Source organism: Kluyvera ascorbata ATCC 33433 (assembly GCF_000735365.1).
In the GTDB taxonomy this organism is placed as follows: Bacteria; Pseudomonadota; Gammaproteobacteria; order Enterobacterales; family Enterobacteriaceae; genus Kluyvera; species Kluyvera ascorbata.
This window is the reverse complement of record NZ_JMPL01000024.1, coordinates 42,826-49,347: the sequence shown is the minus strand read 5'-3', so window position 1 is coordinate 49,347 and position 6,522 is coordinate 42,826. Positions and strand designations below refer to the sequence as shown.

Below are 6,522 nucleotides of genomic sequence, written 5' to 3'. Positions count from 1 at the left end.
ATGCTTACCGTCAGCCAAGGGAAACCGACGGTAAACGGCATTACGAACGACTCAGGACACGGCGAGCTTCGTTGTAACGTTTATTCCAGTACGGTTCGTTCATGCTGGAAATGGTCACACCACTGCTGGTGGAAGCATGAACAAACTGGTTGTTGCCGATGTAGATGCCTACATGGCGGCCGGTAGAGCCGGCACGGAACAACACTAAATCACCGGTTCGGAGCTGACTGCGTTTAACGGATTTGCCCGTTTCCTGCTGCTCCCAGGTGGAGCGCGGCAACTCTAAGCCAAACTGTTCGCGGAAGGTACGCTGCACAAAGCTGGAGCAGTCGATACCGCGCTTGGTGTCGCCGCCTAAGCGGTAACGAACACCTTTCCATCCTGCGTATTGATCCATCAGACGGGATTTAACGTCGAGGTTACGCACCATGGTTTCAAATTCATCCTGAGAGGCTTGCAGTGACGAGGCATCTTCGGTGCCCACTGCATGCGTCTCAGAATGCATGTTCTTAGCGGTGTTACTCGTGGAACTACAGGCAGAAAGCAGAACCGCAACTGCTACTGCTGGAATCGCTCGCAAGATATATCTCAAAATCGGCTGAGATTTGACCATTTTCGTTGTTTTCCCTTGAAGTCCTTAACGATGGAGTCGTTATAAAAAATGCCAAACGCGTCTGAGACTAAATACACGCAATCAATGAGACAATTCTTTGAATTCAGTTTTGTGGCATAGCGCACAAAGTTTTATTTGAGAACCGAATAATTGCACTTTGAAACGACAAACGCGAATGAGATTACCTTAACGAAAGCGGCATTGCGAGCGCTTTTGGCCGATTTTTTATAAGAAATAGTGATACACAAAGTTAAAAAATGTGAATGGGCAAAATTACGGCATTTATGAATAAAAAATGGGCAACTCATTCATTATCAAAATGAATATTGTGACGAGAAGATGACCGTTGCGGTAAGCGATTAAAAAAAGAAAAAGAGGGTGCAACCCTCTTTCTGGAATATCAGATGAATTGGTTATTTATTGCGCCGATTTTGCTTTGGTCAAATTGGGCAAATTTCGCTCGAACAAGGCAACCACTTTATCGCTTAATGACGTCATCAGAACCCATGGTGCACCAATCAGTACCGCGGTTAGGGAACCGACGGCAATATCGGTGAACCAGTGAGCGCCAATCATCACGCGTGGGAAGGCAAAAACCACAAAAATGACCAGCGAAATAAGAAACGCGTTACGGCCGAAATAGCGCCACATGAAGGTCGCGAATATCAACAGCATCATTCCGTGGTCGCCCGGGAAACTGTCCCGAGAGCCGTCTTTGGTTGAGAAGTCGATAAAGTCGCTAACGCGGTGAACGCCAGGCACAGAGAGTGACGGGCTACTGCGGGTCACCGGCATCAGATGCTGCGCCAACTGGTTAATGATCACCGCTGCCAGCAACATCACCAGGCCGATAATAACAATACGACGACGACCCGCCGTCGTTTCTTTCAGCCAGTAGCTCAGCATCAGGCAGCCCATTGCCAGCAGCGAGCAGCCGTCGAACGCGCGGTTATTAATAATGGCTAAGAACCAGGCGTAGCCCAGATTATCTGCGTTTAAACCCTGGTTAAAGGCGTGAAAAATAGCGAGGTCAGCCACGGACCAGAATCCATGGTTGGCCGGCAGAAACCAGGAGAGAAATAACGCCACACCGGCGGCGTTAAGGAGAAGAATCAGGGGAAAACGTGTACGCATTTTAATCATCATAGCAATTAGTCTCGGCTGAAACCTTAGCGGTTTCACCCTAAACGAAGTTTCAACAGCGCCGTTTGTAGTGGGTTCCAGTCGGTTTGTGCATCGTTTATCAGTTCAATACGGCTGTCTGGTGGTGCAACATTCTGCGTTTCAATGTGCAGGTCCGCGCCCTGGCGGTTAATGCGGACCAGCCCCTCAGGAATGCGCATTACCGCCTTCAAACGAGTGACTGGCGCCAGACGCGCCCACTCCAGCAGGCCAATGGTGTCAAATTCGGTGTCGGCATCAAATATCCAGCCGCAGGCAAAGTAGCCTTGCCCCTCATTGACGCTTCGGCGCCAGCGCTGGTGCTCTGGCAGGCTCAACGCGCCAAGCCCCTTATTTGATGGGTGAGAGTGCGAATGCGCGGCGCTGGCTTTCAGTTGTAGGGTGTTGCTGCGGGGCATATCCAGCAGGGCAACATCAATATTACCCTGGGTGGTTTCAACGTGCAGACGCTCAGCGCCATTCTGTTGCCACCAATGGGTCATCGCCTGCTGGCTTTCGGGCGTTGCGCGGTCTGCCTTGTTGCTGACGATAATATCGGCCGCCGCGAGCTGATCGCGGAAGTTTTCGTTGGTGGCGATTTTTTCGTCCAATAACTGACGCGGGTCCATTATGCACAGGGTGGCGCGCAGGTCTATCCAAGGCTCGTAGACCGGAGCAGTGAGCAAATCGAGGATCTGTTTCGGGTGGCCGAGACCGGTAGGCTCAATCAGCAAACGGTCGGGTTTTCCCTGACGCAGCAGCGTATTCAAACCCACCTGCATCGGCAGGCCGTTCACGCAGCACATGCAGCCGCCGGGGATCTCTTTTAGCAGCGCACCGCTGTCCGCCAGCAGAGCACCATCAATGCCGACTTCGCCAAACTCATTGACCAGCACGGCCCATTTTTCGTCGGTGGGTTTATTAGCGAGCAGATGGAGAATTGAAGTGGTTTTCCCGCTGCCGAGAAAGCCGGTGATCAGATTGGTTTTAGTCACGAAAACTCCGCCGAGGACATAGTGATAGTGTTAACTGGATCACTTTATCCTGGCGAAGCAGCGTCAAAAAGAGAAGTGTTAAGGTGGACCAATCCACTGTTAGTCCGCAAAACAGCAGAAAATGCTAACTATTGAGCGCGGTCAGCACGGCCTGGCGTGCGCCCTGATGAACCAGATTTTGCCAGGCTTGCTGGACCGCCGCGACAAACTGCGGATTGGCCGGTAAATCGCTGCTGAAGATTTCTTGCAGCGTCAGCAGCGCTGCAACGCGGTTCTCATCAGTGCTGTTATCCACAATACCGCGGATTTTTTCCGCCAGCGGGTCACGCACGTCAATCGGTTGACCAGCATCATCGACCCCGCTCACGTAACGCATCCAGCCTGCCACGGCTAACGCCAGCAGCGGCCAGCGGCTGCCATTTTTGAGATGAATGCGAATGCCGTCAAGCAGGCGCTGTGGCAGCTTCTGGCTACCGTCCATCGCAATCTGCCAGGTACGGTGCTGTAGCGCCGGGTTGCTGAAGCGGTCGATGAGGCTGTCAGCATACACGCCGAGGTCCACATCGGTAATCCGCAGCGTAGGAGCCTGTTCGGCCATCATCAGATGACGTGCGGCACGGCGGTAGGATTCATCCTGCATACAGTCGCTGATGTGCGCATAACCGGCAAGATAACCGAGGTAGGCAAGGAAGGAATGGCTACCGTTGAGCATACGCAGTTTCATCTCTTCCCACGGCAGCACGTCACTCACCATCTGTGCCCCGACGCTGCCCCAGTCAGGGCGTCCGGCAACAAAGTTGTCTTCAATCACCCATTGAATAAACGGTTCGCAGCTGATGGCGCACGGGTCTACTACGCCTAATTCCTGGCTGATTTCTGCCAGCGACGCTTCGGTTGCTGCGGGCACGATACGGTCGACCATGGTGCCTGGGAAGCTGACATGTTCAGCAATCCAGCTCGCAAGCGCGGGGTCACGGCGGGTAGCCATGTCCAGCACGGCGTTTTTCACTACGTGGCCGTTATCAGGGATATTGTCACAGGAGAGAACGGTAAAGGCAGGTAGTCCACGATCACGGCGGCGGTGCAGTGCTTCTACGAGAATGCCTGGTGCAGAGTGCGGTTCGGTTGGATGTTCAAGATCGTGGACGATCCGCGGCTGGGTAAAGTCCAGATGGCCAGTCGCCGGATCGATGCAGTAGCCTTTTTCGGTGATCGTCAGTGAGACGATCGCCACCTGAGGCTCACAGAATTTTTCGATGATGGCGGCAAGCGAGTCGAGCTTAGCGTTCAGGCATTCGTGAACCGCGCCAATCACGATCGGCTGGTTGCCCGCAGCGCTCTTTTCCATCACCGTAAATAGGTGATCCTGCTGACGAAGCTGGCTCATCAGCACATCGCCGCTGAAAAGGCTGATTTCACAAATTCCCCAATCGCCACCGTGCTGGTTCAGCACCCGGTTGGTTAGCAGCGCCTGGTGGGCGCGGTGGAAGGCACCAAAACCAAAATGCACAATCCGCGAACGTAGCTGTTGTCTATCATATTGAGGTAACTGCACGTGGGCGGGGAGGGCAATTGAGGCGATTGTATTCATTGTTCACACATCCGATTAACGATTAATTAACGTTTGCAGTGTAAAGTTATATGACAGCAAATTAAATTGGTATGCCGTATTTATCGCGTTAATGTGAGCTTGATCAATCAATCCCAGCGGATTTATTGACGCTCATAAATAAACATGTATGGTAGTCGTCATTAACAGCGATTTTATTGGTATAACAACTTTAGAGGGTTGAGCAATGGAACAAACCTGGCGTTGGTACGGTCCGAACGATCCGGTATCTCTTGATGATGTGCGTCAGGCTGGCGCGACGGGCGTCGTAACGGCATTGCACCACATTCCAAACGGTCAGGTATGGCCGGTTGAAGAAATTAAACAGCGCAAAGCGATGCTGGCTGAAAAAGGCCTGACCTGGTCCGTTGTTGAAAGTATCCCGGTTCACGAAGACATTAAAACCGGCTCCGGTGAATACAAAACCTGGATTGCTAATTACCAGCAGAGCATCCGAAACCTGGCTGAATGTGGCATTGACACCGTCTGCTACAACTTTATGCCTATCCTCGATTGGACGCGTACCGACCTCGAGTACACGCTGGAGGATGGTTCTAAAGCCCTGCGCTTTGATCAGATTGCGTTCGCCGCGTTTGAACTGCATATCCTGAAGCGTGAAGGCGCGCAGGCGGATTACACCGCTGAAGAGCAGCGTCAGGCGCAGGAATATTTCAAGGCGATGACCGAAGCGGAAGTCACCAAGCTGACTCGCAACATCATTGCTGGCCTGCCGGGTGCGGAAGAGGGTTATACCCTGGATCAGTTCCGTGCGCGCCTCGCGGAATACGACCACATCAGCAAAGAAAATCTGCGTGAAAATATGGCCGTCTTCCTGCGCGCCATCGTGCCGGTTGCTGAAGAAGTTGGCGTGCGCCTTGCCGTTCACCCGGACGATCCACCGCGCCCAATCCTTGGCCTGCCGCGTATCGTTTCTACCATCGAAGATATGCAGTGGCTGAAAGAGACCGTCGATAGCATCAACAACGGTTTCACTATGTGTACCGGTTCTTACGGCGTGCGTGCGGATAACGATCTGGTGAAAATGATCGAGACCTTCGGCGACCGTATCCACTTCACGCACCTGCGTTCTACCTGCCGTGAAGGGAACCCAAAAACCTTCCACGAAGCCGCTCACCTGCAGGGCGACGTGAACATGGTAGCGGTGGTTGATGCCATCCTGACCGAAGAACAGCGTCGTAAGAAAGCGGGCGATCTGCGTCCTATTCCAATGCGTCCTGACCACGGTCATCAGATGCTGGACGACCTGAAGAAGAAAACTAACCCGGGCTACTCGGCGATTGGTCGTCTGAAAGGTCTGGCGGAAGTACGCGGCGTTGAGCTGGCGCTGAAAATGACTAAGTTCCGCGATCTGTTGTAATTCGTCATTTTCCCGAAATAGGAAAGGGCAGCCAAAACGGCTGCCCTTTTTGTTTGCACTATCGAGTAGGCCTGATAAGCGAAGCGCCATCAGGCAGAACGATGCACATTGCCTGATACAGATTAGTCCGCACGGCCCATATAGCGTTTTTCTTCGATATGAATGCGGATTTTCTCGCCGGTAGTCAGGTATTCAGGAACCTGCACAACCAGACCGGTGGTCAGCGTTGCTGGCTTGGTACGGGAGCTTGCAGATGCGCCTTTGATACCTGGAGCCGTTTCCACGATTTCCAGATCCACCGTCTGCGGCAGTTCCAGCGCCAGAACCCGGCCATCCCACAGCAGAACCTGCATTTCCGGCATACCGCCTTCAGGAATGAACTGCAGCTCTTCAGCAATCTGGTCGTGGGTGAAGATGTACGGGGTGTAATCTTCTTTATCCATGAATACGTATTCGTTGCCGTCGATGTAGGAGAAGTCGACGAAGCGGCGGTTCAGGGTCACGGTATCGACCATATCGTCGCCTTTAAAGCGCTCTTCAACTTTCAGACCGGTGCTGACGTCGGAGAAGCGCATTTTGTACAGCGTTGCCGCGCCACGGGCGCTCGGTGACTGAATATCAATATTTTTTACAATCAGCAGCTTGCCGTTGTAATTCAGCACCATACCTTTTTTAATTTCGTTCGCTCTTGGCATTGCAATTATCCTGTGAACTAGGGTGTCAAAAATATCGCGTAAAAGTACTCGTGCCGGGCGTTTCAGGCAAG

The 6,522-nt window shown here is 52.7% G+C and carries 6 protein-coding genes; 1 reads left to right on the top strand and 5 read right to left on the bottom strand.

What is annotated here, in order from left to right; genetic code table 11:
• Window positions 1-40 precede the first annotated feature (40 nt).
• From mepS to GKAS_RS08660, 4 genes are all read right to left on the bottom strand, one after another.
• Window positions 41-613: a bifunctional murein DD-endopeptidase/murein LD-carboxypeptidase gene (gene mepS / locus GKAS_RS08675; protein ID WP_035893485.1), complete on the bottom strand. Its 573-nt coding sequence runs from the start codon at window positions 611-613 to the stop codon at window positions 41-43.
• A 417-nt stretch (window positions 614-1,030) separates the two neighbouring features.
• On the bottom strand, window positions 1,031-1,756 hold the full coding sequence (locus GKAS_RS08670; protein WP_035893491.1) for a phosphatase PAP2 family protein: 726 nt from the start codon (window positions 1,754-1,756) through the stop codon (window positions 1,031-1,033).
• A 35-nt stretch (window positions 1,757-1,791) separates the two neighbouring features.
• Window positions 1,792-2,769 (bottom strand): CobW family GTP-binding protein, encoded by a 978-nt coding sequence (locus tag GKAS_RS08665; RefSeq protein ID WP_035893483.1) that lies wholly within the window; start codon window positions 2,767-2,769, stop codon window positions 1,792-1,794.
• A 124-nt stretch (window positions 2,770-2,893) separates the two neighbouring features.
• Window positions 2,894-4,360 (bottom strand): mannitol dehydrogenase family protein, encoded by a 1,467-nt coding sequence (locus GKAS_RS08660; RefSeq protein WP_035893481.1) that lies wholly within the window; start codon window positions 4,358-4,360, stop codon window positions 2,894-2,896.
• 205 nt (window positions 4,361-4,565) lie between these two features.
• Here GKAS_RS08660 and uxuA point away from each other — a divergent pair, with 205 nt between their 5' ends.
• The gene (uxuA, locus tag GKAS_RS08655) at window positions 4,566-5,756 is read left to right on the top strand and encodes a mannonate dehydratase (RefSeq protein ID WP_035893479.1); all 1,191 of its coding nucleotides are present in this window, start codon (window positions 4,566-4,568) and stop codon (window positions 5,754-5,756) included.
• Between the two features lie 122 nt (window positions 5,757-5,878).
• Here the strand turns inward: uxuA and yeiP are convergent, their stop codons facing one another.
• Window positions 5,879-6,451: an elongation factor P-like protein YeiP gene (yeiP, locus tag GKAS_RS08650; protein ID WP_035893477.1), complete on the bottom strand. Its 573-nt coding sequence runs from the start codon at window positions 6,449-6,451 to the stop codon at window positions 5,879-5,881.
• Window positions 6,452-6,522 lie beyond the last annotated feature (71 nt).